The 26293-nt window shown below is 66.2% G+C and carries 19 protein-coding genes and 1 tRNA gene; 7 read left to right on the top strand and 13 right to left on the bottom strand.

All coding sequences use genetic code 11. The annotated features are described in order from the left end of the window. Positions 1 to 64: 64 nt before the first annotated feature. The 3 genes from A5782_RS06195 to A5782_RS06185 all read left to right on the top strand — a co-directional run bounded on the left by A5782_RS06195 (position 65) and on the right by A5782_RS06185 (position 2072). Complete coding sequence (locus A5782_RS06195; protein ID WP_067096581.1) at positions 65 to 1303, top strand: GNAT family N-acetyltransferase; 1239 nt, start codon at positions 65 to 67, stop codon at positions 1301 to 1303. 286 nt (positions 1304 to 1589) lie between these two features. Next, a tRNA-Lys gene (locus A5782_RS06190) sits at positions 1590 to 1665 on the top strand. Between the two features lie 140 nt (positions 1666 to 1805). Next, a complete protein-coding gene (locus tag A5782_RS06185) occupies positions 1806 to 2072 on the top strand; it encodes a hypothetical protein (protein ID WP_067096579.1) in 267 nt (88 codons plus the stop codon). Between the two features lie 60 nt (positions 2073 to 2132). Here A5782_RS06185 and A5782_RS06180 read toward each other — a convergent pair whose 3' ends face one another. Further along, complete coding sequence (locus A5782_RS06180) at positions 2133 to 2360, bottom strand: DUF3618 domain-containing protein (protein ID WP_067097007.1); 228 nt, start codon at positions 2358 to 2360, stop codon at positions 2133 to 2135. Positions 2361 to 2463: 103 nt separating this feature from the next. Between A5782_RS06180 and bcp the strand changes: the two genes are divergently transcribed. Next, positions 2464 to 2955 (top strand): thioredoxin-dependent thiol peroxidase, encoded by a 492-nt coding sequence (gene bcp, locus A5782_RS06175; RefSeq protein ID WP_067096578.1) that lies wholly within the window; start codon positions 2464 to 2466, stop codon positions 2953 to 2955. An 86-nt stretch (positions 2956 to 3041) separates the two neighbouring features. Further along, positions 3042 to 3509: a cupin domain-containing protein gene (locus A5782_RS06170; RefSeq protein ID WP_067096576.1), complete on the top strand. Its 468-nt coding sequence runs from the start codon at positions 3042 to 3044 to the stop codon at positions 3507 to 3509. 151 nt (positions 3510 to 3660) lie between these two features. Here the strand turns inward: A5782_RS06170 and A5782_RS06165 are convergent, their stop codons facing one another. The 6 genes from A5782_RS06165 to A5782_RS06140 form a co-directional block, all read right to left on the bottom strand. Then, positions 3661 to 5028: a cytochrome P450 gene (locus tag A5782_RS06165; RefSeq protein WP_067096574.1), complete on the bottom strand. Its 1368-nt coding sequence runs from the start codon at positions 5026 to 5028 to the stop codon at positions 3661 to 3663. Between the two features lie 92 nt (positions 5029 to 5120). Next, the gene (locus A5782_RS06160; protein WP_067096572.1) at positions 5121 to 6455 is read right to left on the bottom strand and encodes a dipeptidase; all 1335 of its coding nucleotides are present in this window, start codon (positions 6453 to 6455) and stop codon (positions 5121 to 5123) included. A 90-nt stretch (positions 6456 to 6545) separates the two neighbouring features. Next, entirely contained in the window at positions 6546 to 6944 is a 399-nt protein-coding gene (locus tag A5782_RS06155) for a holo-ACP synthase (protein ID WP_067097005.1), read from the bottom strand. Between the two features lie 85 nt (positions 6945 to 7029). Next, a complete protein-coding gene (locus A5782_RS06150; protein WP_067096570.1) occupies positions 7030 to 16302 on the bottom strand; it encodes a type I polyketide synthase in 9273 nt (3090 codons plus the stop codon). A 528-nt stretch (positions 16303 to 16830) separates the two neighbouring features. Beyond that, complete coding sequence (locus tag A5782_RS06145) at positions 16831 to 17553, bottom strand: DUF1906 domain-containing protein (RefSeq protein WP_067096568.1); 723 nt, start codon at positions 17551 to 17553, stop codon at positions 16831 to 16833. Positions 17554 to 17613: 60 nt separating this feature from the next. Then, positions 17614 to 18528, bottom strand: coding sequence for a MerR family transcriptional regulator (locus A5782_RS06140; protein WP_067096566.1), 915 nt, complete (start codon positions 18526 to 18528; stop codon positions 17614 to 17616). A 40-nt stretch (positions 18529 to 18568) separates the two neighbouring features. Between A5782_RS06140 and A5782_RS06135 the strand changes: the two genes are divergently transcribed. Then, entirely contained in the window at positions 18569 to 19720 is a 1152-nt protein-coding gene (locus tag A5782_RS06135; protein WP_067096563.1) for an aromatic ring-hydroxylating dioxygenase subunit alpha, read from the top strand. Here A5782_RS06135 and A5782_RS06130 read toward each other — a convergent pair. After that, positions 19703 to 21049 (bottom strand): lipocalin-like domain-containing protein, encoded by a 1347-nt coding sequence (locus A5782_RS06130; RefSeq protein WP_067096560.1) that lies wholly within the window; start codon positions 21047 to 21049, stop codon positions 19703 to 19705. The genes A5782_RS06135 and A5782_RS06130 overlap by 18 nt on opposite strands. A 140-nt stretch (positions 21050 to 21189) precedes the next feature. Here A5782_RS06130 and A5782_RS06125 point away from each other — a divergent pair, with 140 nt between their 5' ends. Further along, positions 21190 to 22656 (top strand): aldehyde dehydrogenase, encoded by a 1467-nt coding sequence (locus A5782_RS06125; RefSeq protein WP_067096557.1) that lies wholly within the window; start codon positions 21190 to 21192, stop codon positions 22654 to 22656. On the opposite strand, the gene A5782_RS06120 is transcribed toward A5782_RS06125, so the two are convergent. The 5 genes from A5782_RS06120 to A5782_RS06100 form a co-directional block, all read right to left on the bottom strand. Further along, complete coding sequence (locus A5782_RS06120; RefSeq protein WP_067096554.1) at positions 22651 to 23181, bottom strand: maleylpyruvate isomerase family mycothiol-dependent enzyme; 531 nt, start codon at positions 23179 to 23181, stop codon at positions 22651 to 22653. The two genes, A5782_RS06125 and A5782_RS06120, sit on opposite strands and share 6 nt — an antisense overlap. Beyond that, the gene (locus A5782_RS06115; RefSeq protein WP_067096551.1) at positions 23174 to 23635 is read right to left on the bottom strand and encodes a MaoC/PaaZ C-terminal domain-containing protein; all 462 of its coding nucleotides are present in this window, start codon (positions 23633 to 23635) and stop codon (positions 23174 to 23176) included. Before A5782_RS06115 ends, A5782_RS06120 begins: the two co-directional genes overlap by 8 nt. Beyond that, complete coding sequence (locus A5782_RS06110; protein ID WP_067096548.1) at positions 23632 to 24162, bottom strand: MaoC family dehydratase N-terminal domain-containing protein; 531 nt, start codon at positions 24160 to 24162, stop codon at positions 23632 to 23634. Before A5782_RS06110 ends, A5782_RS06115 begins: the two co-directional genes overlap by 4 nt. A 13-nt stretch (positions 24163 to 24175) precedes the next feature. After that, entirely contained in the window at positions 24176 to 24601 is a 426-nt protein-coding gene (locus A5782_RS06105; protein WP_067096545.1) for a nuclear transport factor 2 family protein, read from the bottom strand. Positions 24602 to 24692: 91 nt separating this feature from the next. Next, complete coding sequence (locus tag A5782_RS06100; RefSeq protein ID WP_067096542.1) at positions 24693 to 26279, bottom strand: AMP-binding protein; 1587 nt, start codon at positions 26277 to 26279, stop codon at positions 24693 to 24695. Positions 26280 to 26293: the final 14 nt, after the last annotated feature.

Here is a 26293-nt window from a genome sequence, read left to right as displayed (position 1 = left end):
GGCTTCGGTGGATTCGGTGTGCAAATCGCTGATTCGGCTGGGCCGGTACCGAATTGGATGAGCGATGAACGCAACGAACGACGCCATCAGAATTAAGCATCCCACCGAAAGCGACTGGCAAGCCGTCTATGAGAACCAGGCCCGCGCATACGGGATTTCGGTCGACCCGCGCGACGTCGAAGCTTGGACTCGACGGGTTAACCTGCAAGACATCCTGATCGCCGAGGAAATGTCCGACCCGGCACAGCCGTACCTGGTCGGAACTTCCCTCTACTACAGACTGCGGCTCACCGTGCCAGGTGGTGCCAGTCTCGAAGCCGCCTGGCTATCCATGATTGCGGTGGCGGCAACGCATCAAGGAAAGGGAATCTGGCAGCAGCTCAGCATCCACGGCTTCGGAATATTGCAAGAACGTGGCTACCCCATTCTTTGCGGTGTTCCCACCCAGCCAACGGTTTACGAGATCTTGGGCGCCGGGGTGACGAGCTATGCGAGGACCTACGACATCGAGCCGCGTTTTACCGAGCTGCGAGCTAAACCGACCATAAATCGCGCTCGTGAGGTCGACGCTGCCCAGGCGGCACGCCATCTGCCCCGGCTTTATGACCGGTGGTGCGCCATCACTCCGGGTGCGCTGAGTCGGGACGACGCGTGGTGGAGCGACGTTTTGGAAGACAGAATCACCCAGCGGGACAACGGATCGGCGCTCAATTTCATCATTCATCCGGACGGCTTCCTGACCTACCGGGTGGTCGGCGCGTCGCCCCACGCATATCGGCGGCCTTTCGGCACGGTGATTGTCCAAGACTTCTGCCCCGTCACAAACGAAGCGCATACCGAATTGCTGGCCACCCTGGTGGGTTCTAAGACGTTCGACAACATAGTGATCGAGGTCCCGGTCGATGACCCGCTTCCACTCAAACTCAAAGATCAGCTCGCCGCAAAAACGACAGATATGAGCGATTTCCTGTGGATGCGGATCATGAACGTGCCCGAAGCGCTCGGCGCACGCACGTACTCTTCCGACGCCGACGTCGTACTGGAAATCACAGACCCGCTCAGCGTCGCCGGGGGACGATTCCTGCTCCAGACACGCGACGGTGTCGGGAAATGCACGCCGCACGACGGGCCCGCGGACGTGCAAATGGGCCTCGGTGATCTGGGAACGATCTACATGGGCGCGCACCGAGCGTCGGAACTTCACCGAGCAAACCGCATCGCCGAACTGCAGCCGGGCGCGCTGCGCACGCTGGATGCCACCTTCAGCACCGAGCGGGTCCCTTATTGCGGCACGCTTTTCTGATAGCCGTTACGCTCCGAATAGGTTGCGAGACATATCGTTTCGGAGAAACAACAATGATGCCCGGCAACGGGCCCGCGACGGCCGACGGCCGGGGCTGCACGGCCCGTCGACGATCGCGCCGCGGTTGCGCATCATCCACGCCGACCGGTGGTCCCCTACGCCAGCCTGGCCGGCGCCCCGGCGCGAACGCGCTCCCACCCGGGCGGCTATCCTTGAGAAGGGTCGGGATTTCACTGTGTGGCCGAACGCCTGTTATTGTCGCCTACGCGGTCTCGGCCGACCACAAGCGCCGTTAGCTCAGTTGGTAGAGCAGCTGACTCTTAATCAGCGGGTCCGGGGTTCGAAACCCTGACGGCGCACCAGCTCACCGAATATTTCAATATTTGGTGGCATCTCCACTTCAACTGGGGTTGACCCGATGGGTAACAATCTTTGAGAAATCCTTTTCCCCGTAACCCAGCGGGCCCTACCATCGCTGCGACGGGGTTTCCAAAGGGGACTTGTGAAAACTGAGCTGAAGTGGGCCGAACCCTACGAGGGCCACTTTCACGCCAACATCGACGACCGCAGCGAGTATCGAGTCCACGCGGTCTCGACGGGCGGCTTCCGCGCCGAACGGGTCGATGACGGCTTCGTGCACCATGATCTGGGCCGTGCCGGCACCGCTGCCGAGGCTCACGCGATCTGTCAGGACTTGCACACACGCATCATGCGGCGCGCCGCGTGGGAGGCCTACATGGCCGAGAACGACCCGCCGGGCTGGCAGTAGCCGACATGGCCCCCAACCAGCCCCGGGCCGACATTCCGCTGTACGTCCAGGCCGGGCGCGTCACCGATTCCTGACGCGACGAACCGCCACCACCACGACGAGGGCCCCCACCCCGGCCAGCGACGCCAGCACCACGGGCTTCTGCACAAATCCGATCACCCGGACCTTGAGGTCGTCGGCGAGGCGACGAGGGTTGGCCCGCTCGGCAAGTGAGTCGACGGTGGCCGCGAGCTCGTCACGGGCGACGTCGATGTCCTGTTTGATGGCTTCGGGGTCCCGGTCCGCCACTGTGTCCTCCAAGTCGCCCACTGTCCGGCTCTTACACGTGCCCGAACTACCCTAGATCAGCTGGCGGTAACCCCAACGCCCCGGTGAACAGAAAGGGACCACCTTGACCGAGACGACGCGGCTTGCACCGGGCGACAAGGCCCCCTCCTTCAACCTGTCCGACGCCGACGGCAACACGGTATCGCTGGCCGACTACAAGGGACGTCGCGTCGTCGTGTACTTCTACCCGGCCGCGTCGACGCCGGGGTGCACCAAGCAGGCGTGCGACTTTCGGGACAGCCTGGCCGAGCTCAACGAAGCCGGCCTCGATGTCATCGGCATCTCTCCCGACAAGCCGGAGAAGCTCGCCAAGTTCCGTGACGCCGAGAAGCTGACGTTCCCGCTGCTGTCCGATCCCGACCGCAAGGTGCTGACGGCCTATGGCGCCTACGGCGAGAAGCAGATGTACGGCAAGACGGTCACCGGCGTCATCCGCTCTACCTTCGTGGTCGACGAGAAGGGCAAGATCGCCGTCGCCCAGTACAACGTGAAGGCTGCACATACGGCAACCAAGATTCAGAAGATCATCGCCCAGCTAGCAACATCTACCGAGTGAATCCAACGGCTACGCCTGGAAGCGTTTCCACCACTGCCGTGCCGATACGCAAGCGCGACTCCGCCGATGACGAAGAGGGATGACTCATGAGTATGGCGTACCTGGCGCAACCGGAGCAGCAGCAACAGCTGGAATGGCTCGACGGCGGCACACTGGCAATCTTGCTCGACGGCAAGGCCACAGCTGGCCAGTTGATGATTGGACGCTTCGATGTGAGCGAAGGCGAAGCCCCGCCGTACCACAAACACACGCGGGAAGACGAAGTGTTCATGTTGATCAAAGGAACCGCGTTGGTCTGGGTAGACGACCAGGAGACGGAGTTGTCGGAAGGCGGGATTGTGTTCTTGCCCAAGAACATTCCACACGCCTACCGCATCACGTCAAAGACAGCAGATCTACTGATGATCAACACACCGGCAGGAATTGAAGGGATGTTCCGCTACTCCGGTCGCGACAAGGCAACGCCACGTCCGGAAGGCTTTGAAATTTCGCCCTCGCGTTTGGTTGAGGGAGCGGACAAGTTCGGACAGGTCATTCTTGGCCCTCCGCGCTGACTGTCGAGCTCATTCGAAGCCGGAGCGGAATGGAATCGGACTGGAGTCCGTCTAGCCTCTCCGAACGCGTCGGACAAGCCGACATCTCGGAGAAGGACGACTCGAACATACCGGCCACGTCGCCAAGCTTCGCCGAGACCTGTCCGTCTGATCAGTCGCCGATGACGGCGGCCTCTGCGTACTCGGTGATCGGCCGCGCGACTCCCTGTTCATCGCAGACCCGCTGCAGCTTCGCCAGCGTCTCGTCGATCCCCGGTCCAACCCGCCGGCCGGGAGTAAAGCTCGCCGGAAGGTGTTGCATGCCCTGGATCACGCCGATGGTCGGATAGTGCACGGTGCCTTCGGGTTCGCAGCGATAGTCGGGCATCCGGTCGAGGACCGCCGTGAGCATCGACTTGAACACGACCCGCGCGACATTAGAGCCGATGCAGCGGTGGATGCCGAGCCCGAAGCTGAAGTGCCGGTTGTTCTTACGGCCGAGATCCAGCCGATTCGGATCGGGGAACACCGCGGGATCGCGGTTGGCCATCGCCCAGGACAACCACAGCCGATCGCCCTCCTTGAACTGCGTGCCCGCTATTTCGAGATCGGCGGCGATCGTGCGACCGTCCCCCGGAGCGGGCGTGAAGTAACGCAAGAATTCCTCGGTCGCCGAGTCGAGCAGCGTTTCCGATTCCCGCCTCAGCAGTTCGCGCTGCTCGGGATTTTCGCCCAGCCATTCGAGCGCATGCGCGGTCAGCGCCGTCGTCGTGTCGAAACCTCCGCCGATGATCAAGCCGAGCATTCCAAGCAGTTCGCTGGCGGGGGCGGGTTCGCCGTCGATCGTCAGCCTGGCCATCGCGTCCACCAAGCCCGGGCGTGGGTTCTCGCGAATCTCGAGGAGGTGGTTGAACAGGTCCGCTCCCATCGCCATCGTCTGCTCCAAAACCCTTGGGGCGTCCGGGGAATCGGCGGGGGTGTAAACATTGGCGTGGGCCGGCTCGCAATAGAGCTGCCACTTCTTCAGCGGAACGCCCATCATCGCAAGTGTCAGGACGGCAGGCACGACGTTCGCGAGATCGTCGACGAAATCGATCCGCCCGCCTTCGATCTTCTCGTCGATGCTCGCCCGCACGATCTCGTCGACAAACGGCTTCCAGCGCTTGACCGCTGCCGGCGACAGGTAAGGGTTGAGGATGCGACGGTAGGCGGAGTGGTCGGGTTCATCCATCTCGAGCATGCCGCCACGGACGCCGGTGCCCTGAGGCAGCGTGGGAATTGTGATGCCTTTATAACCGGTGCCTTCGCCGGTGACGTCGTGGTCGTTGGACACATGCGGGCATCGAGCGAGCTCGAAGACTTCCCGGTTGCCCGCGGCCACCCAATGCCCGTCGTAGGTGTCGGTCCACGCCAACGGGCACCTGGCGTGCATGTCCTCGGTGATCGCGGTGAACCGCTCGCGGTACTCCGGGGTGTGGCGATCAAAGTGGTAACGGTTGGTCTTGCCGGCGTCGCCGGTCAGGGTGTTCTCCGTACTCACGGTGGCGTCTCCTGCGGACGAGTGGCTGCATATAGAAGCAGTATGCGGCGAGACGACCGGTCTACATAGGCAATCCGGGGTCGAGTTTCGCTCTAGCCCAGGTTGGCCAGCAGCAGCGCCTCGCTGATCGCCGCGCGTTCCAGCACGCCCAGGTGCAGGCTCTCGTTGATGCTGTGGGCCTGGGTTGCGGGGTCCTCCACGCCGGTGACGAGAATCTTCGCTTGCGGGTAGGTGGCGGCGAATTCGGCGATGAACGGGATGGAGCCGCCCATGCCCATGTCGATGGGGTCGGCGTCCCACGCCTGGCGAAACGCCGCGCGGGCGGCGTCATAGACCGCGCCGCTGGCCTCGATGGCGTAGGGCTCACCGATTTCACCGGGCGTGACACTGACCTGCGCACCCCACGGGGCGTGGTTGTGCAGGTGGGCGGTCAATGCGTCCAGGTGCGCCGCGGCGTCGCCGCCGGGGGCGACGCGCATGCTGATCTTGGCCCGGGCCCGCGGGATCAGCGTGTTCGACGCCTTGTCGACGGGTGTGGTGTCGATGCCGATCACCGTGATGGCCGGTTTGGCCCACAACCGTTGTGGCACTGCGCCCGAACCGATCTCGGACACACCGTCGAGCAGACCGGAGTCGGTGCGGGCCCGCTCGGCCGGGTAATCGGGGTAGTTCAGCGCGGTGATGTCCGTCTCGTGCAGGCCATCCACCGCCACATTGCCGTCGTCGTCGTGCAGGCTGGCCAGCAGGCGCACCAGGACGCTGAGCGCGTCGGGCGCCACCCCGCCCCACAGGCCCGAGTGCAATCCGTGATCGAGGGTGGCGACCTCGACCACGCAGTCGACCAGACCGCGCAGCGACACCGTGAGCGCCGGGGTGTCGGTGGCCCAGTTGTCCGAGTCGGCGATGACGATCACGTCGGCGGCGAGCGTGTCGCGGTGCGCGGCAAGCAATTGGCCAAGCGACGGCGAACCGGATTCCTCCTCGCCCTCGACGAAGACCGTCACACCCACCGGCGGGCGGCCGCCGTGCGCCCGAAAGGCCGCCAAATGTGTTGCGATGCCGGCCTTGTCGTCGGCGGTGCCGCGACCGTAGAGCCGTCCGTCACGTTCGGTGGGTTCGAAAGGCGGCGACACCCATTGGCTGCGGTCACCTTCGGGCTGCACGTCATGGTGGGCATACAGCAGCACGGTCGGCGCGCCGGGCGGCGCGGGATGGCGCGCGATTACCGCCGGCGCTCCCCCCGCGCTGACGATCTGCACGTCGTCGAAACCGGCCTGCGACAACAGATCCGCCACCGCCTGCGCGCTGCGCTGTACCTCGTCGCGGCGGCCGGGGTCGGCCCACACCGATTCGATGCGCACTAGGTCTTCCAGATCGCGGCGCACCGACGGCAGCACCTCGCGAACCCGCTCAACCAGATCGCTCATGCCCTCGAGGCTAGTCGGCCGATGCCGAACGTCACACCAGCGTGGCACTGACCGCCGAACGTCACGCCGGCGCGACTCTCGGCGCCCACACTAGTCGGCCGTCGTCTCCAGAATGGCCACCGCGGCGGCGGTATCGGCTTCGTGCGTCAGCGACACGTGAATCGTCACGTCGGCCAGGTGTTTGGCGATGTCGCCGCTCAGCCGTACCCGCGGGCGGCCCCACATGTCGGTGACCACCTCGATGTCGCGGTGGATGTCCTCCGGCAGCACCGGGCGCTGAGCGAACCGCGATCCCGACCAGGCCTTGATCACGGCCTCCTTCGCGGCCCACCGGGCCGCCAGGTGACGCGCCGCCGACGAACTCTTGTCCGAGGCGTCGCGGCGCTCTCCCGGCGTGAACGTCTCGGAGAAGACGGTTCCCGGTTGGTCGACCTGCTCGGCGAAATCAGGAATGGAGACGAGATCGATCCCCACACCGACAATTCCCATGGGTCGCCAGGCTAACGGATGGCCGAGGCCGGCGACGATGCGGTCCGCGCGGCCGACCGAAAAGAAGCCGGGCAATACGACCAACTCATCCGGCGGAGACCTGGTAGGCCTCGCCATCACCCAGACGCGAATCCGGGTTCAGCAGCATCGCCGCCTCCTGACGCTTCTCCGGCACGTCGCTGTCGAAACGACGGTTCGGCGGCCGCTCGTACATCGGCGCCCCGCCGGCGATCGCCGATGCGAGCCGCCGCTGACCGGCCAGCAGGCGTGCATCCGCGCGCCGCTGGTAGTCCGCCCGCTGCTCCGGGTCGAGCGCGGCGACGAACGCCTGCGGGTGCACCAGCGCGACCAACCCCGAAACATGGCCGAACCCGAGGCTGGTCACCAACCCCGCTTTGAGCGGGAACTTCTCCCCGAGCCGCAGGGTCTCGCGCACCCACACGAAGTGGGCCGAGCCGGCCAGTTCGTCGTCGACGCAATCCAGGCTGCGGTTGGGCGGGATCACCCCGTCGCGCAGGATCTGGCACAGCCCCATCATCTGGAAGACCGCCGCGCCGCCCTTGGCGTGGCCGGTGAGGCTCTTCTGCGACACCACAAACAGCGGAGCGCCCTCGGAACGGCCCAGCGAGTCGGCGAGCCGCTCGTGCAATTCGGTCTCGTTGGGATCGTTGGCCAGGGTCGACGTGTCGTGCTTGGAGACGACCGCGACGTCGTCGGCACCCACACCGAGCTTGGCCAGCGAGCGCGCCAGCGCCGAATCTTTGCCGCCGCGACCGGCGCCCAGCGCGCCCAGGCCGGGCGCCGGGATCGAGGTGTGCACCCCATCGGCGAACGACTGCGCGTAGGCCACCACGGCCAGCACCGGCAGGCCCATCTTGAGCGCCAGGTCGCCGCGCGCCAGCAAGATGGTGCCGCCGCCCTGCGCCTCGAGGAATCCCAGCCGGCGTCGATCGTTGGGCCGGGAGAACTTCGAGTCGTGGATGCCCCGGCCCCGCATCATGGAAGTGTCGGCGGTGGCCGCCATGTCACCGAAGCCGATGATGGCCTCCAGGGTCAGGTCGTCAAATCCGCCGGCGACCACCAGCTCGGCCTTGCCGAGGCGGATCTTGTCGACGCCCTCCTCGACCGACACCGCCGCGGTCGCGCATGCGCCAACCGGATGGATCATCGCGCCGTAGCTGCCGACGTAGCTCTGAATGACATGCGCGGCAACGACGTTCGGCAGAACTTCCTGCAGGATGTCGTTCGGCTTGCTGCGGCCGAGCAGGTTGCCGTGATACATCGTCTGCATCGACGTCATGCCGCCCATGCCGGTGCCCTGCGTGCTGGCCACCAGGCCCGGGTGCACCCACCGCATCAACTCGGCCGGGGTGAATCCCGACGACAGGAAAGCGTCGACGGTCGCGACGATGTTCCACAGCGCCACCCGGTCGGTCGAGCTGGCCATGTCCTGGCTGATGCCGAACACGGTCGGATCGAACCCGGTGGGGATCTGCGCGCCGACGGTCCGCGACAGCTTGGTCTTTCGCGGCACCCGAATCTCGGTGCCGGCCTTGCGGATGACCTGCCAGTCGGTGGAGTCGGGCAGCGGCCGGATGATCGTGTGTTCCGGATCGAACTCGACGAAGGCGCGCGCGTCGGCCTCCGAGGACACCACGAACGCGAAGTCCTTGTCCAGGAACACCGACACCAGCAGCGGAGAAGCGTGATCGGGGTCGATCGCGCCGTCGTCGACGAATTCGCGGATGCCGCAACGCTCCACGACGGTGTCGTGGTAGCGCTCGACCAGCTCGGATTCGTCTACCAAATCACCGGATTGCGTGTCGTACCAACCGGGTTGGGGATCGTCCTCCCAACGGATCAAGCCGGTGGTCCAGGCCAGCTCCAGGACGCCCGCCGCCGACAGTTCGTTGTCGACCTCCATCTCGAAGCGGGTCCGCGATGAGCCGCAGGGCCCGAGCTCCGCGCCACCGACGATGACCACCAGATCGGCCGGATCGACGTCGAGGTCTGCCCATGCCGGCGGTGGCGCCGGGCTGAACCCGCGCGGCGGGGCCGGCAGCGCGGCAATGGTGCCCTCGGCCTCGGAGGCGTCGGCCTCGTCGTCGGATGGCGAGGTGGCTTGCTCGCGGGCTTTGGCGGCCAGCTCGGCCATGTCGAGGTTGGCCTCGCCCAGCCCGCCGGTCAGGTCCGCCTTGATCGGCGCGCCCGCGGCGGCCACCTTGGACTCGATGTCGCAGAGGGACAGCAACATTGCCGCCATCTGGTCGGTCGAGTAGGTGGTGACACCGGCCTCCTCGACCGCGTCGACGATGGCGTCGTTGTGGCCCATCAGCCCGGTGCCGCGGGTCCAACCGATCAGCGCGTGCGCCAGGCTGACCCGGGCCGCCCATGACGACTCGGCGTGCCAACGACTCACCAAAGCGTCCAGAGCCGACTTGGCCTCACCGTAAGCGCCGTCACCGCCGAACATCCCGCGGTTCGGCGAACCCGGCAGCACGACGTGCAGACGGGATGCGATGTCGCGCTCGGCGCCGATCTTCGACAGCCCCCCGATCAGCCGCTGCACCGCCCACAGCAGCACCTTCATCTCCATCTCGGAGCGAGAGCCGGCCTCGGACAGGTCACCCGCGACCCGTGGTGCCGCAAACGGGAACAGTAGCGTCGGCGTCTGCGCATCCTTGACGTGAATCGACTGCGGCCCAAGGCTTTCGGTCTGCTCGGTGCCCACCCACTCGACCAGTGCGTCGATGTCGGAGTAGGACGCCATGTTGGCGGCGACGACCCACAGCGCGGCGCCGTACCGGGCATGGTCGCGATAGAGCCCGCGGTAGAACGCCAGCCGCTCGTCGTCGAGCTTGGACGTCGTGGCGATGACGGTGCCCCCGCCGTCGAGCAGCCGCCCGACGACCGACGCGGCGATCGACCCCTTGGAAGCGCCCGTCACCACGGCGACTTCGTGGCTGTATGGGCCCGAGTCCGGGTTCTCGGCGCCGGCCGCGATGCGCCCGTACAACGATGCGTGGATTTGACGACCCGCGGACAGGGCCTTGCCCTGCCACCAGGTGGCCTGGGTGGCCACGACATGGCCTGCGCCCTCGAACCTTTCGGACAGATGCACCCACCGGGCGTCGATGTCGCCCTCGTCGGTCAGCCAGAGCTTGACCAGGTCTTCCCGCGCGCTGGCCCACCGGTCGTCGAACAGCACGGCCTTCTTCGGCTCGAACACCGGCGCCACCAGGCGTGGCCAGTCAGCGCCGAGTTCGGTGGTCACCAGGTCGATGAGCTCGGCATCGGTGGTCACCGGCGAAGCGCTGACCGGGTCGTCCAGGCCCAGCTGGTTCAGCACCAGTCGGGCCGCCGAGGCCAGCACGCCGTCGCGGCCGGTGATCTGGTCGGTGAATTCGCTCAGTGCGGCAGCGTCGATGGTCGCACCACCGCCGCCGCCGCCCGAAGACGGCAACGCCACCGCAATGCCACGACGCGCGGCGACGGAAGCCACCGCGGCGTCGATCGCCTTGTCGACGGCAGCGGCGTCGGCCAGTGCGCCCTCGTGCAGATGGCCCATGGCGCCACCGCGGACACTGGTTCCCTCGCGGGTTCCCAGCGCGACCTCGACCGTGACGTGCTTGGCCCAACCGTCGCCGAGCTCCCAGGTCTTCTTGACCCGCTCGGCGATGGCACCGGGCCGCTTACCTGAGGGTCCCAGCACCGTGCGCAGCTGGTCGTTGATGGCGTCGGAAAGCACTGGGCCGTAAGGCTTGTAGGTGCGCGCCAGCTTGGTCACCTGCGCGCGCAGGCCGGCCAGGTCGGCTTCGGCGGCGCCGTCGATGGCGCCCAGATTCAGCTCCGAACCGAGGTCCACCAGCAGCTGGTTGCGTCGCGACGAGGCACCGTCGGTGATGGATTCGATGGAGTCCAGCTCCTCGATCTGGTCGATGCGCATCTTGGCCGACAGCGCGATCAACGCCAGCGTGGCGTCGGCCGCGTCGAACCCGATGTCCTCGGGTCGCGGAGCGCCGGACGAAGCCGCGGCGGGAGCCGGCGCGACATTGGAGAGGGGCGCCCCGTCCGACGCGGCAGCGCCGGAATCAGCAGTCACCTCTTCTTCGGGCTCCGGCTCGGGGTCGGTGTCGGTGGCGAACAGCACCGCGGCGTCGCGCTCGGCGTTGAGCACTTCGACTGTGCTGTGGGCATATTCGGGCAGTTTGAGGGTGTTGGTGGCCAGCCCCGCGACGGTCGGTGCGGACTTCACGCCGATCTCGACGAAGCGCTCCACACCCAGACCGCCGGCGGCCTCCTCGGTGAACAGCAGGTCCTGCGTTTCGATCCAGCGCACCGGGCTGGCGAATTGCCATGCCAGCAGCTCGATCAGGACGATGCGGGCCATCTCGATCCGGCGCTCGGCAAGCCAGGTGTCGTAGTCGGCGAGGATCTCATCGAGCGGCTCGGCCGGCACCAGGTCGCGGATCTCCTGGATGAAGTCCCGGTCCAGGGTGAACGGACGCGGCACCAGGTTGGGGATGTAGCGGCCGATGATGACGTCGGGATCCTTGTCGCGCGGCATGACTCGGTCGAGTGATCGCCGGAACTCCGCCACCCCGACTCGCAACACGCGCGAGTGGAACGGCACGTCGATGCCGGGCACCAAGATGAACGAGCGCTTGCCGCCGGTGATCTCGCGACGCCGCTCCACCTCTTCTTCGAGCGCCTCCAGGCCGCGCACCGTGCCTGCGATCGCATACTGGGAGCCGCGCAGGTTGAAGTTGACGATCTCGAGAAATTCACCGGTATTCGCGGCAATACCCGCGACAAATCCCGGGACCTCGTCGTCGGGCAGGTCGATCTGCGACGGGCGAATCGCCGCCAGCCGGTAGTTGGACCGGCCCAGCTCGTCGCGGGGCACGATGTCGTGCATCTTCGATCCACGGTGAAACACCGTCTCCAACAAGGCTTCCAGCTCGTAGATACCCGTCACGCAGGCCAGCGCGGTGTACTCGCCGACGGAGTGGCCGCAGGCAATCGCATCCTCGACGAAGGCACCTTGCTCGCGCATCTCGGCGACCTGCGCCGCCGCCACCGTGGCCATCGCGACCTGGGTGAACTGCGTCAGGTACAGCACGCCCTCGGGGTGGTTGTAGTGCACACCACTGGCGATGATGCTGGTCGGGTTGTCGCGCACCACGTGCAAGACCGAGAAGCCCAGCGTGTCGCGGGTGAACTTGTCCGCTTTGTCCCACACCTTGCGGGCTGCCTTAGACCGGGCCCGGACGTCCATGCCCATGCCCTTGTGCTGAATACCTTGGCCGGGGAATGCATAGACGGTGTGCGGGGCCGCCAGGCGTGCCGTCGCCGACATCACCAGGTCCGATCCGATCCGGGCAGCGACCTCCAAAACCTCCGCGCCCTGGTCGATTCCGACCCGGTCGACGCGGAACGCGACCTCGTCGCCGGGGCGCACCATGCCCAGGAAGCGCGCGGTCCAGCCGATCAGCCTTGCCGGCGGGCGGGCCTGACCATCGGTGGCGGTCACCGCGTGCTGGGCCGCGGCCGACAGCCACATGCCATGCACGATGGGCGATTCCAGGCCGGCCAGCAGCGCGGCGGCCCTGTCGGTGTGGATCGGGTTGTGGTCACCGGAGACCACCGCGAACGGGCGCATGTCGACCGGCGCGGTGATCGTGACGTCGCGGCGGCGTCGGCGCGGAGTGTCGGTCGCGTTCTGCGAGACCGCGCCACCGGCGCGGGTCGGGTCGGTCAGTTCGGCGGCGCCGGTACGTCCCAGGATGGCGAACCGCTCGTCGAGGGTGGCGATCACCCGACCGTCGGTGTCCGAAATGGTGATTGAAACCGGGACGACGCGCCCCATGTCCGTGTCGACGGCCGCCGAAGCCGTTGCGGTGATTGCCAATTGCGACTGGGCCTTCGGCAGCTTGCCGACCATGTGGGCGGCGTGGTCGAGATGGACCAGGCTCAGCAGGCCCTCGACGACCGGAACGCCTGCGTCGGTGACGGCCGAGCCGATCGCCGAGAAGACGGCGGGCCAGCAGGGCCCGACGAGTGCGTCGGGTACCGTGGAGAGGCTGGGCGCCAACGGTTCTCCGAAGGTGGCCGTGACTCCGGTGTGGTCGGCGACCCGCTCGGGGTCCCAGTCCACCGTGACCGTGGCCGTGCCGTCGGTGACCGCCGGCAAGAACTCGGGCCCGTCGACGCCGGCGGCGATGGCCAGCACGGCACGCATGGCGGTGGCGGCATCCTCGGTGGAGACCACCGGGGTGGCGCCGTCAACAGTGTTGGGGGGCAAGGTGAAGGGGATATCGATCCAGGTGCCCGACACCGGGACACTGAGCACGACACCCTCGCCGTCGACCTGCAGCCGGGCCCCGGTGGACGAATGGGTGGCGCGGCGGCTCTCGGGTCCGTCATGGACCAGCCAGTCGGCCGGATCGGCGATTCGATGAACCGGGTTGGTCGCGGTGCGGCCGGCCCACTGGACATCGGGGGCGTCCAGCACGACGGCCAGCGGCCCGGTCACGTCGGCGCGGCCCGTTCGGCGTGACGTGACGGCCTTGGGCTGCGCATCGGCGGCGAGCGCCTCGTCGATGGCGGCCTGCTCGAAGCGGTCCAGCAGTTCACCGACGGGCTCGTCCATCCGGGTGATGCCGGCGACCGCCGCGGTACCCGGAATGATGCAGACCTGATCGGCGTCGTAGCGGGCGTCGTGCGCCTGCCACAGCGAGTCGCTGCGCCACCAGCGCCGCACGTCCTTGTCGATCACCGGCACAAAGTTGACCGGCTTGCCCAGCATCTTGCACAGCGTGACGAAGAACGGGACGTCGGCCGGGTGCAACTGCACGCGTTCGGCGTCGGGGTAGTGCACCAGCAGTGTGGCGATGGCCTCCGCAGGATTTTCCAGCAGCCGCGCGCCGTCGTCGGTGGAGCCGTCGAACAGCGTCTCGATGGGACCGAAATCCTGGGCATGCAAACGCGCCTCGGCCCGCTGCAGCATCTGCTGGAAACGGTCGCGCCAGGTGTCGGCCAGCCACGGGCTGCCCGGGGCAGCGGTGTCGGCGGTGGAATCGCCGTCCCCGATGGACAACTCGACGTAGCGCTGCAGCCACTGCAGGTAGGTCATCTCACCGGCATCGCCGAAGTACGGCTTCGCGGTGTTGGCCATCGCCGCGATGATCTCGTCGCGACGCTCCGCGACGGCGTCCGCATCCCCGGCGACCTCGTCGAGAAGCCGGCCGCACCGCGAGGCGCTGTTGTCGATCTCGTGGATGTCCGCACCGAGCTGGCTACGGCTGGATGCCATTCCGCCCGAGGCTTTTCCGGCGCCGATCCACTGATCGGTGCCCTGGGTTTCGACCAGCATCCGCTTGACCGACGGCGAGGTGGTGGCCTCCTTGGCCGCCATCGCCGCGGTGCCGACCAGGATGCCGTCGATCGGCATCAGCGGGAAGCCGTATGCCTGCGCCCAGCGTCCGGACAGGTATTCGGCCGCCCGCTCGGGCGTGCCGATACCACCGCCGACGCAGACGGTGATGTTGGAGCGCGACCGCAATTCCGAGTAGGTCGCCAGCAGCAGATCGTCGAGGTCTTCCCAGGAGTGGTGGCCGCCGGCGCGTCCCCCCTCGATGTGCGCGATCACCGGCTTGGTGGACACCTCGGTCGCGATGCGGATGACCGAACGGATCTGCTCGACGGTGCCGGGCTTGAAGACGACGTGACTGATGCCGACCTCGCCGAGCTCCTCGATCAGCTCGACGGCCTCCTCCAGATCCGGGATGCCGGCGCTGATCACCAGACCGTCGATGGCCGCGCCAGACTGGCGCGCCTTCTGCACCAGCCGCTTGCCGCCGACCTGCAGCTTCCACAGATACGGGTCCAGGAACAGCGCGTTGAACTGGTAGGTACGGCCGTCCTCGAGCAGCCCGGCCAGCTGCTCGACGCGGTCGGCGAAGATCTCCTCGGTGACCTGCCCGCCACCGGCAAGCTCGGCCCAGTGCCCGGCGTTCGCCGCGGCGGCCACGATCTCGGCGTCGACGGTGGTCGGGGTCATGCCGGCCAGCAGGATCGGCGAGCGACCGGTCAGCCGGGTGAATTTCGTCGAGAGCTTGACCCTGCCGTCGGGCAGGCGAACCAGCGTCGGAGCGTAGCTCGACCAGGCCCGCGCCACCTCGGGAACGGCGCCGACGGTGAAGAGGTTGCGCTGCCCGCCGCGGGTCGCGGCGGGCACGATGCCCACGCCGAGGCCACGGATCACCGGCGCGGTCAGCCGGGTCAAGATGTCGCCGGGCCCCAGGTCGAGAATCCACCGAGCACCGGCGTCGTTGACACGGGTGATCTCCTCCACCCAGTCCACCGGACGCACCAGGATCGACTCGGTCAGTTGCCGGGCCAGCTCCACGTCCAGGCCGACCTTCTCGGCCCAGCTGCCGACGATGTCGATGCCGTCGGCCAGCCGGGGCGTGTGGAAGCCCACCTCGACCTGCACCGGATCGAAGACCGGCGAGAAGACGTCGCCCCCGCGCAGCTTGTTCTTGCGATCGGCTTCTTCCTTCTCCGAGATCTGCTGGCAATAGAGCTCGAAACGGGACAGCTGTTCCGGGGTGCCGGTGATGACGACCGAACGGCGGCCGTTGCGGATGGACAACACGGGCGGCAACACGGTGCGCACGTCCTGCGCGAACTCCCCGAGCAGCCGGCCGATGCGTTCAGGATCGGCGTTGGTAACCGACACCATCGGCGGGCGGTCGCCCAGGATCGAGATTCCGCGCCGACGGGCCACCAGCGTCCCGGCCGCACCGATCAGCTGGGCCAAGGCCATCAGCTCGACATCGCGGGCACCCCCGGCCTTCAGCGCCTCGACGGCGAGCACACCTTGCGAATGTCCGGCCACAGCCACCGGCGGCGTCGCCTTCAAATCCATGCCTTGCCGTGCCAGCGCACGCACGGCCGCGATCTGGGTGAGCAGCACGCCCGGTATCGAGACCGCCGCCGAGGTCAGGTGCTTGTCCGACGGGATCGGATCCTCGGCCGCCAGCGCACGTACCCAGGACAGCGGCTCGAAGCCGATCGGACGCACTACGACGAGCTCTTTGGCCACCGGCTCGAGCAGCAGGTTCACCTCACCGACAAGCGTTGCCAGGTCGGACTCGATGCCGGCCGACGACACCAGTTCTTCCAGGGTCTCCAGCCAGGCACTGCCCTGGCCGCCGAATGCCACGGCGTACGGCTCGCCGGCCGTCAGGCGGTCGACAAGAGCATGGGTGTCCCCGGCTGGTGGGTGCTTGCTCCCGTGCGGGCCATGCCCGTCGCGGTCAGCGGACACCCGGTCGTGCTCGTGGATCGTCACCTTGTCTGTCTCCCCTGTATGCGTCTTTAGGTCTCGTTCGTCTGGCGGTCACCACCGCCGGGCGGGGTTCTGTCGATTCCGCGTCGAATCACAGCCGGGAAACGGCTGGCCAGTGTGTTGTCGGCGGACCGCCCGAGTGATGCGGGCGGCGCGACGGACTCCATCGGCTGTACTAAGAGTGTCATAAGGATGGACCGTTGTTTCGCGTGCTGATCGGTTACTGGTGAGTTCTACGCATGGGTAACCGTGTCCTGGGTAACACGCGGTTTCACCGGTGGCGCGGACGCGATTGACAAACCCGCTGCATGCAGGTGGTTACGGTCGAGTAGCTACAACAGCGCAGATCAAGGCAGTCTTGTTATCGAATCGTTATATAAATTTTTTGGGCTGCGGAGCGCCGTCTCGGCGCGATCGACAGCATCCGACGGCGATCGCCCGCCCGCACCCGTCCGGGAAATGAGCGAACGAGTGTTTGCTGGAAATTTTAAGAGTCCGAGTCCCGGCCGGGCCGGGCGACGGCATCGGGCGCTAGGCCCACTGCCCGAATTGGGGCTTGAGGATCTCGTTGATGTCCACGCCGACCCCACCGACGCTGCGTTTGTCGATTTCAACCTGGTGCAAATTAGCGGCCGGGTGGGCGTATCCCTTGGGCGAGCCCCAGTTGTGCTGCCAGAAGTAGGAGCCCAATCCATCGTGCAGCGCCCAGTCGATGGTTTTCGAATTGGCGTACACGCCTGTGCGCTGATGACCGATTACCGACTCCCAGGACCGCAGGTAGGGCGCCACCTGGCTTTTGTACTGCTCGTAGGAGGGATCGTCGTCGATCGAGGCATAAATGGGTGCGCTGGCGGGCCCACCGGCCGCGGCGTGCAGCTGCATCCCGCGCTGCGCATGCTGCAACCCGGCGTTGGCACCGCCCAGCCAGTCCGCGGTGCTGGCCTTGCCGTACTGATAACAGGACACGATTTTGAGGCCGTTGCTATTGAGATCGCGCGCCTCGGCGACCTGGATCGGCTTGCCCAGCATCCAGTTGCCGCCGGGGCGGCGGTCCGATACGTACCGGATTGACCCCACGGCGCCCGCGGCCCGGATCTGGCTGGCCGGAATGATTCCTGCCGCATAGTCCAACAAAGTGCCGAGCGACGCCGCTGCCGGCGCGACACTCAGGGAAGCGCCCGCGGCGCCAAGGCCCAGCAGGGCCGGCGTTGCGGCCGCGAATTTGAGCAAATCGCGTCGCGAAACGGATGACACAAGCCACAGAGTACGACAGACACCCCATGTGACACATTGATCACACTGGTCACATGTGCATCACAGTGCCGCATCGTTCGTTTGAACTGGTGGGTGCGCGGGCAGCACGATGACGCTCACAGCTTCCAATCCGAGGCGGGCGGACTGCTGGGCGATCTCCTCGATGAAGCGGGCGGCAGCCGGACTGATCGATCCCGCCCAGGCGCGAAATCCCTGCACGATCACCGGATCGTGCTCCAACAGCGGTTGCACACCCCGCAGCACCCCGACCACGTCGTCGGGCAGCGGGTCCGCGAGCTGCCGGTCGATCCAGTTGTGCGCAAGTTCTCGTGCCGCCGAATCGTCTTCGCCCAACGCGATCACGTCGGCGGCCAGGTTGCGCAACCGATCGAACAGCACCTCGTGGCCCGGTGTCTCCGCCAGTTGCGACAACAGGGTGCTGGCCGCGGTCGGCAGCACCATTTGCCCGAACAAGGCCGGAACCGGTAGATCCCACTCGTCGAACAAGTCCGCATACATCGCGGCCACGGGCGAAGAGAGTGGGGCGCTGAGCCGCCCGATCACACCGATACTGTCGCGGTGCGTCGTCGCCAAGCGGTGCAGGATGCGTTCGTTGAGGTCGGCGCCGGCGGGTTCGGTGGCGGCACGGGCCTGGGCGCAGGATTCATCCAAGGCCCGAATCAGTTGGTCAAGCCGCTCCCGTTGCTGCGTCAGCAGCGTTCGGTGGTCGTCGAGCAGGCCGGCCAGCGTGCTGTGCCCACCTTCGATCAACCGCTGAATGTCATTGATACTGACGCCAAGACTGCGCATCAGGTCGATACGCAACAAGTCGAGGACCTGCTCGACATCGAAGACCCGGTAGCCGTTGGACAGGTGTTGCGCGTGCAGCAAACCGATTTTCTCGTAATGGCGAATACGCCCGGAAGCGATGCCGGTCAAGGCCGTGACGTCGCCGATCAGCAACTGCTCAGCCACTCCTTGACCTTACAACTGTCGCAAGGTCTGTACTGGGCAGATGGAACACGACCAGCTCATCGACCTGACCCGGCGTGCGTTGAAGCTGGCACGGGACAAGGCGACGGATCTCGCCCCCGGCCAGCACACGGTCGACGCGAAGGACTACACGGGTATCGAGCGGCACAACCACGACCGAGCCATGCTGTTGGCCAGTCCTCAGCTGGTCGGCTACGTGTCGGAACTTCCCGCCCCCGGCGCGTTTTGCACCAAGACGGTGATGGGGCGATCGATCCTGCTGACCAGAACCTCCGACGGATCTGTGAAGGCGTTCAACAACGTCTGCCTGCATCGCCAGTCGCAGGTGGTGACGGGATGCGGTATCGCCAAGCGGTTCAGCTGCCCGTACCACGCCTGGACATACGACAATTCCGGGCACTTGGTGGCACTTCCGGGACGCGAGGGGTTCCCGGAAGTGGCCGTCAAGTCCGATGGCCTGACCGAACTCCCGGCCACCGAATTCGCTGGGTTCCTTTGGGTGGCACTGGATCCCGCGGCACCATTGGACGTGGCCGCGCACCTGGGCCCGCTTGCCGAGGAACTCGACTCGTGGGGCATCGGGCGCTGGTCCCCGTTGGGCGAGAAGGTGCTGGACTCGCCGATCAACTGGAAGCTGGCAATCGACACTTTCGCCGAGAACTACCATTTCGCCACCGTCCATCAGCAGACCTTCGCCACGATCGCGCGCAGCAACTGCACGGTGTTCGACTCCTACGGGCCGCACCACCGGCTGATCTTCCCGCTCAATACCATCCTGGAGCTCGAGGACATGCCCGTGGAACAGTGGAATCCGTTCCACAACATGGTGGTGATCTACGCGCTGTTCCCCAACATCGTGCTTTCGGTGACAATCGCCAACGGTGAGCTGTTCCGGGTCTACCCCGGGGATCGGCCCGGCAGGTCAATCACCGTCCACCAGAACGCAACACCGCAGGACCTCTCCGACGAGTCGATGGCCGCAGGCGCCCAAGCCGTCTTCGAATACGCGCACGCCACCGTGCGAGACGAGGACTACCGGCTGGTCGAGGGGCTGCAAGCCAATCTCGAGTCGGGAGCCCGCGACCACCTGGTCTTCGGCCGCAACGAGCCAGGATTGCAGCATCGCCACCTCACATGGGCCCAGGCGCTTTCGCGGTCAACTGCCGTCGGCTGAAAGCACCGCGATCAGATCGTCGAGAAGCATTGCCAGCGCGTCGTTTTCGACGGGCGCCGAGCTGAACAGCAGCTCAACCGCCGCCTTGCGCCGGCCGGCGGCCACCAGCGGCACCACTTGATCCACCATGGTCTGCAACTCGGGGGCCGGCGGCGCCAGGTTCGCGACAGTGGTAGACAGCACGTCGACGAGTTCCCACTCCCGGTACAGGGCCAGCGAGCGCTCATTGAAAGCGAAGCCCGTCACCGGTTTTCCCCACATTGTCCCTTGGTAGCGGTATGGGCCCTCCATATACTCGATCGGCAGGCCGTGCGCGGGGGCCGCCACCAAGGGCTCTCCGATGAGATCCAATTGCAGGGTGGGACAGGTGATCCGGTGCCGATCGGGCATGTATCGGGCCGCGGCGAGGGGCCGCAGCAGGGGTCGCATCGCCTCGGGCCAGCGCACGTAGCTGCTGACCGTGACCTCGATGTCTTCGGCACATTCCGGCGCGATCGCGGGGTCCGGGTGACTCGTCGTGATGCCGGTGAAGGGCTGCAGCGCATTGCCATCCGCGCGGTCGAACTGGCGCCAGATGCTCAGGTCGACACCGTTGTCGAAGTTGATCGTGCGCCATTCGTGCGACCTGGCCCGCGGGTCTCCCCCGGATCCCCCGCCCCCGGCGTACCTCGGGAACCACTGCCGATCGACGTGCCCACTGGTGCCCGACACCTGCTGTACCACGTCGCCCCAGCGCAACGTACCGGTCATCGCCATGCCGGTCTGGAAATAGGAGTAGGTGTCGCTTTGACCGAAGCAGACGATCTTTCCGTTGTAGGTTGATGCTCCCACCGGTGTCGGTGCGCGCGTGGGCGTTACGGCCAGATCCAGTCGCATGGGCCGACCGGACTGATCCCTTCCGACCAGGCTGACCCGGTAGGTGTAAGGAAGCAGTTCGCCATCGCCGTTGCGGCCGGTCGTCCACGACGCGGTTCCGGCGCTGCTGTGGTAATTGATATCGAGATGGCCCATCGCCGTCGTCAGCTTGCGCTGGGCGCCCGGCTCCATATTCGCCGGCGGCATGTCGTAATCGGTGAAGGTGCCGTAATCGCCGGTGTCGAGGTCGAAAAGCGCCATCGTGTAGAAGTCCGCGACCACCGTCCCCCCGGGCCGGTTCTTGTTGAAGATGGTCAGGAAGGCAAACGATTGATCGGTCGCCGTATCAAGCTGACCGGCGATGAACCAGGTGTCGGATTCCTGGTCGGGATGTTCGCCTTCAGCGGCGGGGAACTTCAACTGGTCATCGCCGGGCACCAACTGAAATGGATAGCTGCGCCAGTCATTGTTCATATCGCGCCTCGCCTCGACACCGTGGCTGATGAGCCGCCCGCGGATTCCTGCCTAGTCCTTTTTTCGCTATGTTAGCGTCAATAGAAAGTCGCGGTCACCGTCTTATCCTGCACCCGCCGCTGACCCAAGGAAGTGCCCCGATGACGAACACATCCGACCATCGTCGCTACGACGAACTGTTCATCGGAGGGCAGTGGCGCAAGCCCGTAAACCCCCAGCAGCTCGCCGTGATCTCGCCGCACTCCGAAGAGCCGGTCGGGCATGTCCAAGTCGCCGGCCCCGAGGACGTCGAGGCCGCCGTCGCCGCCGCCCGGCACGCGTTCGATCACGGCCCGTGGCCACGGCTGAGCCATGCCGACCGGATGGCCAAGGTCGAACAGCTCGCCGGAATCTACGCCGGCCACGCCGACGAGATGGCCGATCTCATCACCGACGAGATGGGGTCGCCGCGCAGCTTCAGCCGGATGGGCCAGGGGGCGGCCGCCGCGGCGCTGATGCACCTCTCGCTGGCCGCCGCCCGGGACTTCCCCTGGGAGGAACGCCGGCAGGGCGTGCTGGGCGAAGTACACCTGCGCAGGGCCCCGGTCGGGGTGGTCGGGGCGATCGTGCCGTGGAACGTACCGCAGTTTTTGATCATGCCCAAGCTCATCCCGGCACTGATCGCGGGTTGCACGGTCATCATCAAGCCCGCGCCCGAAACACCCTTGGACGCTTTGTGGTTGGCCGAGATGATCGAGCAGATCGGGCTGCCCGAGGGTGTGGTGTCGGTGCTGCCCGGCGGCCCCGAGATCGGTGAGGCGCTGGTGCGCCATCCCGGAGTGGACAAGATCGCGTTCACCGGTTCCAGTGCCGTCGGGCGCCGGATCGCCGCCCTGTGCGGCGAGCAGCTGAAGCGGGTGAGCTTGGAGCTGGGCGGCAAGTCCGCGGCGATCATCCTCGACGACGCCGACATCGAGAAGACGGTGGCCGGCCTGAAGTCCGCGGGCCTGATGAACAACGGTCAGGCCTGCGTCGCGCAGACCCGGATCCTGGTCAGCGACCGTAAACATGACGAGGTCGTCGACGCGTTGGCGGACATGATGTCGGCGCTGACTGTCGGCGACCCGGCCGACGAGTCGACCGATATCGGACCGCTTGTGGCCCAACGACAACAGCGCCGTGTCCAGGACTACATCAAGTCGGGCCGCAGTGAGGGCGCTCGCGTGGTCCTCGGTGGCGAACAGAGTCCGTCCGAGCGCGGCTGGTATGTGCAGCCGACGCTGTTCGCCGACGCCACCAACGACATGCGCATCGCCCGGGAGGAGATTTTCGGTCCGGTGCTGACCGTGCTGCGCTACCGCGATGAGGACGACGCGATCCGCATCGCCAACGAAACCGACTACGGCCTGGCCGGTTCGGTGTGGACCGCAGACATCGAACACGGCCTGGACGTCGCGGCCGCCGTCCGCACGGGGACCTACGGCATCAACATGTACACCCTCGACATCGGCGCACCGTTCGGCGGCTTCAAGCAATCCGGCATCGGGCGCGAGTTCGGACCCGAGGGCCTGCACGAGTACGTCGAACTGCAGACGCTGATATGCAAGGGGCAGCTGCCGCCCCTATAGAGTTTCCGACCGCCACGACGGGTCGCGGCCAAGCCGTGCCAGAAGCCTTGCCTGCGCATCGGTCTCGTCACCTATCTCGACCGGCGCACTGAACATTCCCGACGCGGCCAGGGTCGTCGGATCCTTCGGTAAGCCGGCACAAAACACCGCACACCACGCAGGATCCAGCCCATCGTCGGCATTGACCGCGCGGGCGAGGTCCCAGGTATGCACCAGAACGTCACGAGTCAGGTTGGGCATCAGCCGGTACTCATCCAGCCGTGTCGCTCTGCGGGAGTCAAGGGCCTCTGTCAGCGAGTCATAGGTCAGGCGCCACCGGGCCTCTGGGTCTTCGCGTGGCCGATCGGGCTTCAATCCCAAGGGACGCAACAGAAGTACGTCATGAAACCCGATCACGTGCTCGAGCACTCCTCGGGCATCCCACGCGTCACACGGCGATGGGCGGTCCCATTTGCCAGTCGCCGCGGCGACCGCCTCGCCGAACCGGCGGCACACCGCCAAGTGCAGCCCGCCTACGTCATCCATCGCCGTGCTGCGGAGTTTCGGGCACCTGCAACGTCAGCTCGACCGGACAGCACAGCGCGCCGTACTGATTAGTCACCTGGATTTCGACGTCCACCAGAAAGCGCGGCGGATCCACCGAGGTGTCCCGCCGCTTCGCCACCGCCCGCCCTCGGCCGATCATCGTGTCGCCGGCATAGATCGACCCGGCCAGCCGCATGGAGCGGCGCACCACGCGGGACCGCGGACCCGCCCAGTCGGTCGCGACACGATCAGCGAAACCGGCCAGGTGCATCGTGTTGACATAGATCGTCGGATTACCCTGGGACTGAGCGTAATTCGGGTCAAAATGGCCGGGAAAGTAATCCCACGTCGCTCCGGCGTTCTCGACCACCCGCTGGTAGCTGATGTGGTCGGTCGCTTCCGGCAGCTCAACGGGGACGCTGATCTGGTTCCAGTCCAGGCCGTCGCCGGTCATGAGGATGCACCTGGCGTGAAGCGGAACAAGGTATTGCGGCAGGTGGCCACCACGGTCCCGTCCTGACGGCGATAGGTTTCGAGCGTTTCGACGAAATGGCCGACACCCAGCCGCGTGCGCTTTTCCGGTGACACCGAGACCACTTCGTCGACGACGGTCAGCACGTCACCTTCGACGATGGGCTGGGGAAACTCAACCTCGTTGGCCGCGTTGATGAATGTGCTACCGGGCAGCGGCACCCGCAATGCGATCAACGAACCCGATCTCCGGCCTCCGGGTTGCCACGGCGGTGCGATCAGCCAGCCCATCAACAACGCGGGCGGCGCCAGCAGGCCTCCCCAGTGTCGCCGGGCGAATTCGGAATCCCAGTACGAGCGATTGCCGTCGCGGACCAGCGCGGCGAACAACTGGATGCGTGCGGCGCTTACCGCGGTGGCCGCGGTGCGGGGCTCACCTTTCGCGCCGACCATCCGCAGCGCATCGTCATAGGTGCCGAAGGCCAGCCGCTGACTGAAATCCCGATCCACGTATCGGTGTCGCTCACATGACCATGGGGTGCCGACTCGGGACCGAATCCCACTGCAACGCGCGGGAAGTGAAATACCAGCCGCCTCGTTCGTAGACCAGTTGGTCGCGAAAAATCCCAGTGGCCCGCAGCGTGGTGTCGCCGTACAAGGCGGCGAAAAGCACGGCGACACAATGCTGAGTTGCGTTGACGCCGTCGACGCGAATCTCGTGATCGACCGTGACCAGTCGCTGGCCGTCGCCCCCGTCGAAGGCCGAACGCAGGTCGCTGAACAGCTCACCGTGGCGGGTATAGCTGGCACCGGAATGGCGGAACGTGGAGACCCAGCGGTCGCGGTCACCGTCGGAGTAGGCCCGATTGTGCCGAGCATTCAAATCCAGGATGGCAGCGCGTCCGGTGGCGGCTTGGAGCATTTGCTGTTCCTGATAAGTCATGGTCATGGCTTTCCAGCCTCTCTCGGAAATGACTGCCAACAACGGATTGACGGAACACTAAGGCAACTTACCGACTTTTACGTGAAATTAATGGAACCTAACGGCTAACGGTATACCCCCTGCTTTCACGATCCCACGCTCCCGGATTGACGCCCCGTTCGCGCAATAAGTCTTTACGTATCCGCCCGATCACATTCTTCGGGAGTTCGGTGACGGTCTCCACGAATCGCGGCACGCAGAAGTACGGCATGCGCGCCGCGCAGAAGTCGAGTAATTCGACGAAATCGATTGTGGCGCCCGGCCGTAACGTGATGACTATCAGGACATCGTCTTCTCCCAACTCGCTGGGCACGCCGACCGCGGCGGCCTCCGCCACGGCGGGGTGGCGCATGACAACGCTCTCCACTTCCATCGAGGAGATGTTTTCACCGCGTCGGCGCAACGCATCCTTGATTCGGTCCACGTATGTCAGATTCTGATCGCGATCGAGCCGCCCGAGATCGCCGGTTCGAAACCATTCCGGATGCGGGTTTATCTGCGAATCCGCGCCGAGGTATCCTTCGCTCATCACGTGCGGATGCCTGGGACGACAGGCGATCTCACCCACGCCGTCGTCGGGCAGTGGATTTCCGTGTTCGTCGAGGATCCGAACCTCGAAATCGGGATTAGGGCGTCCCGAGGTCCCGGGGACCCCGCTGTCGGCCAACCCCTTGACCGCGATGGGAAACGCTTCGGTGAGCCCGTACATGGTGACGATGCGGCAGCCGTAGCGCGTTTCGATGTCGCGGTAGGAGTTCGCGTCGATCGGCGCGGCAGAGATAAACCGCAGCGGCAGCTGCGCGTCGCGCGGATCCGCGGGCAGATTCCGCAGCATCGAAACCATCGCCCCGGCGCCGGCGAATCCGACGGCACCGCGGGCGCGTATCTCGTCCCACACCTCACCGGGGTGAAAAGCCCCGGCCAGCACCGTCGTCGCGCCGACCAGCATGGGCGCCAATATGCTGGGCGCCGCGCTCAGGTGAAACAACGGCATCGCCGTCCACAGCACCTCGCCCTCCCGAAATTCCCAGGCCGATGCGACGGTCGCGGCAACGGAAAACAGGTATTGCCATGTCGTGGCGACCGCTTTGGACGGGCCGGTGGTGCCTGACGTGTAGAACAGGCAGCCGAGGTCCCCCACCCGCCCGGGGAGCTCGGCAGGTGCAGAATCGATGTTTTGCCCCAGCGTCGCGCTCAGTGAATCACCGGGCACCACAACGCTTGTCAGGGTGTCCACGGCGTCGGCGACCTCGGCGGCGCGGGGCCGGCGTTCGACGTCGGTCAGCATCACCTTGGCCCGCGAGAGCCGAAGAGCGTGCAGCAGGAAGTCGCCTTTGTTCGCGGCATTGATCGCGGCGCTGACCGCCCCGATCCGCGCGGCGCCAAGCCAGAAGTACACCCATTCCGGACACGTGCCGGTGAACAAGGCCACGCGGTCGCCCGGTCCGACACCTAAGTCGGTCAACATGTTTGCCGCCGCGCAGGACCGCTGGCGCATCTGCTCGAAGGTCACGTCGACACCGGCAATAGACATCATCACCCGGTCGGGAAACTGCTGCGCGCGGCGATCCAGCACGGCCGGTACGGTGAATCGGTCGACGCCGAAATCGGAGGGCCGCACCGGCCCGCCGCGGTCAGCACACATCGGGATGTTGGGGT

The organism is Mycobacterium sp. 852002-40037_SCH5390672 (assembly GCF_001665875.1).
GTDB lineage: Bacteria > Actinomycetota > Actinomycetes > Mycobacteriales > Mycobacteriaceae > Mycobacterium.
This window is presented reverse-complemented; position numbering and strand designations above follow the sequence as displayed.

Excerpts from the sequence above, each read along its gene's own strand:
- A5782_RS06195 (WP_067096581.1), top strand. The coding sequence starts at position 65 with ATGAACGCAACGAACGACGCCATCAGAATTAAGCATCCCACCGAAAGC.
- A5782_RS06170 (WP_067096576.1), top strand. The coding sequence starts at position 3,042 with ATGAGTATGGCGTACCTGGCGCAACCGGAGCAGCAGCAACAGCTGGAA.
- A5782_RS06160 (WP_067096572.1), bottom strand. The coding sequence starts at position 6,455 with ATGAGCGATCTGGTTGAGCGGGTTCGCGAGGTGCTGCCGTCGGTGCGC.
- A5782_RS06155 (WP_067097005.1), bottom strand. The coding sequence starts at position 6,944 with ATGGGAATTGTCGGTGTGGGGATCGATCTCGTCTCCATTCCTGATTTC.
- A5782_RS06135 (WP_067096563.1), top strand. The coding sequence starts at position 18,569 with ATGGAACACGACCAGCTCATCGACCTGACCCGGCGTGCGTTGAAGCTG.
- A5782_RS06130 (WP_067096560.1), bottom strand. The coding sequence starts at position 21,049 with ATGAACAATGACTGGCGCAGCTATCCATTTCAGTTGGTGCCCGGCGAT.
- A5782_RS06125 (WP_067096557.1), top strand. The coding sequence starts at position 21,190 with ATGACGAACACATCCGACCATCGTCGCTACGACGAACTGTTCATCGGA.
- A5782_RS06120 (WP_067096554.1), bottom strand. The coding sequence starts at position 23,181 with ATGGATGACGTAGGCGGGCTGCACTTGGCGGTGTGCCGCCGGTTCGGC.
- A5782_RS06115 (WP_067096551.1), bottom strand. The coding sequence starts at position 23,635 with ATGACCGGCGACGGCCTGGACTGGAACCAGATCAGCGTCCCCGTTGAG.
- A5782_RS06105 (WP_067096545.1), bottom strand. The coding sequence starts at position 24,601 with ATGACCATGACTTATCAGGAACAGCAAATGCTCCAAGCCGCCACCGGA.
- A5782_RS06100 (WP_067096542.1), bottom strand. The coding sequence starts at position 26,279 with ATGTGTGCTGACCGCGGCGGGCCGGTGCGGCCCTCCGATTTCGGCGTC.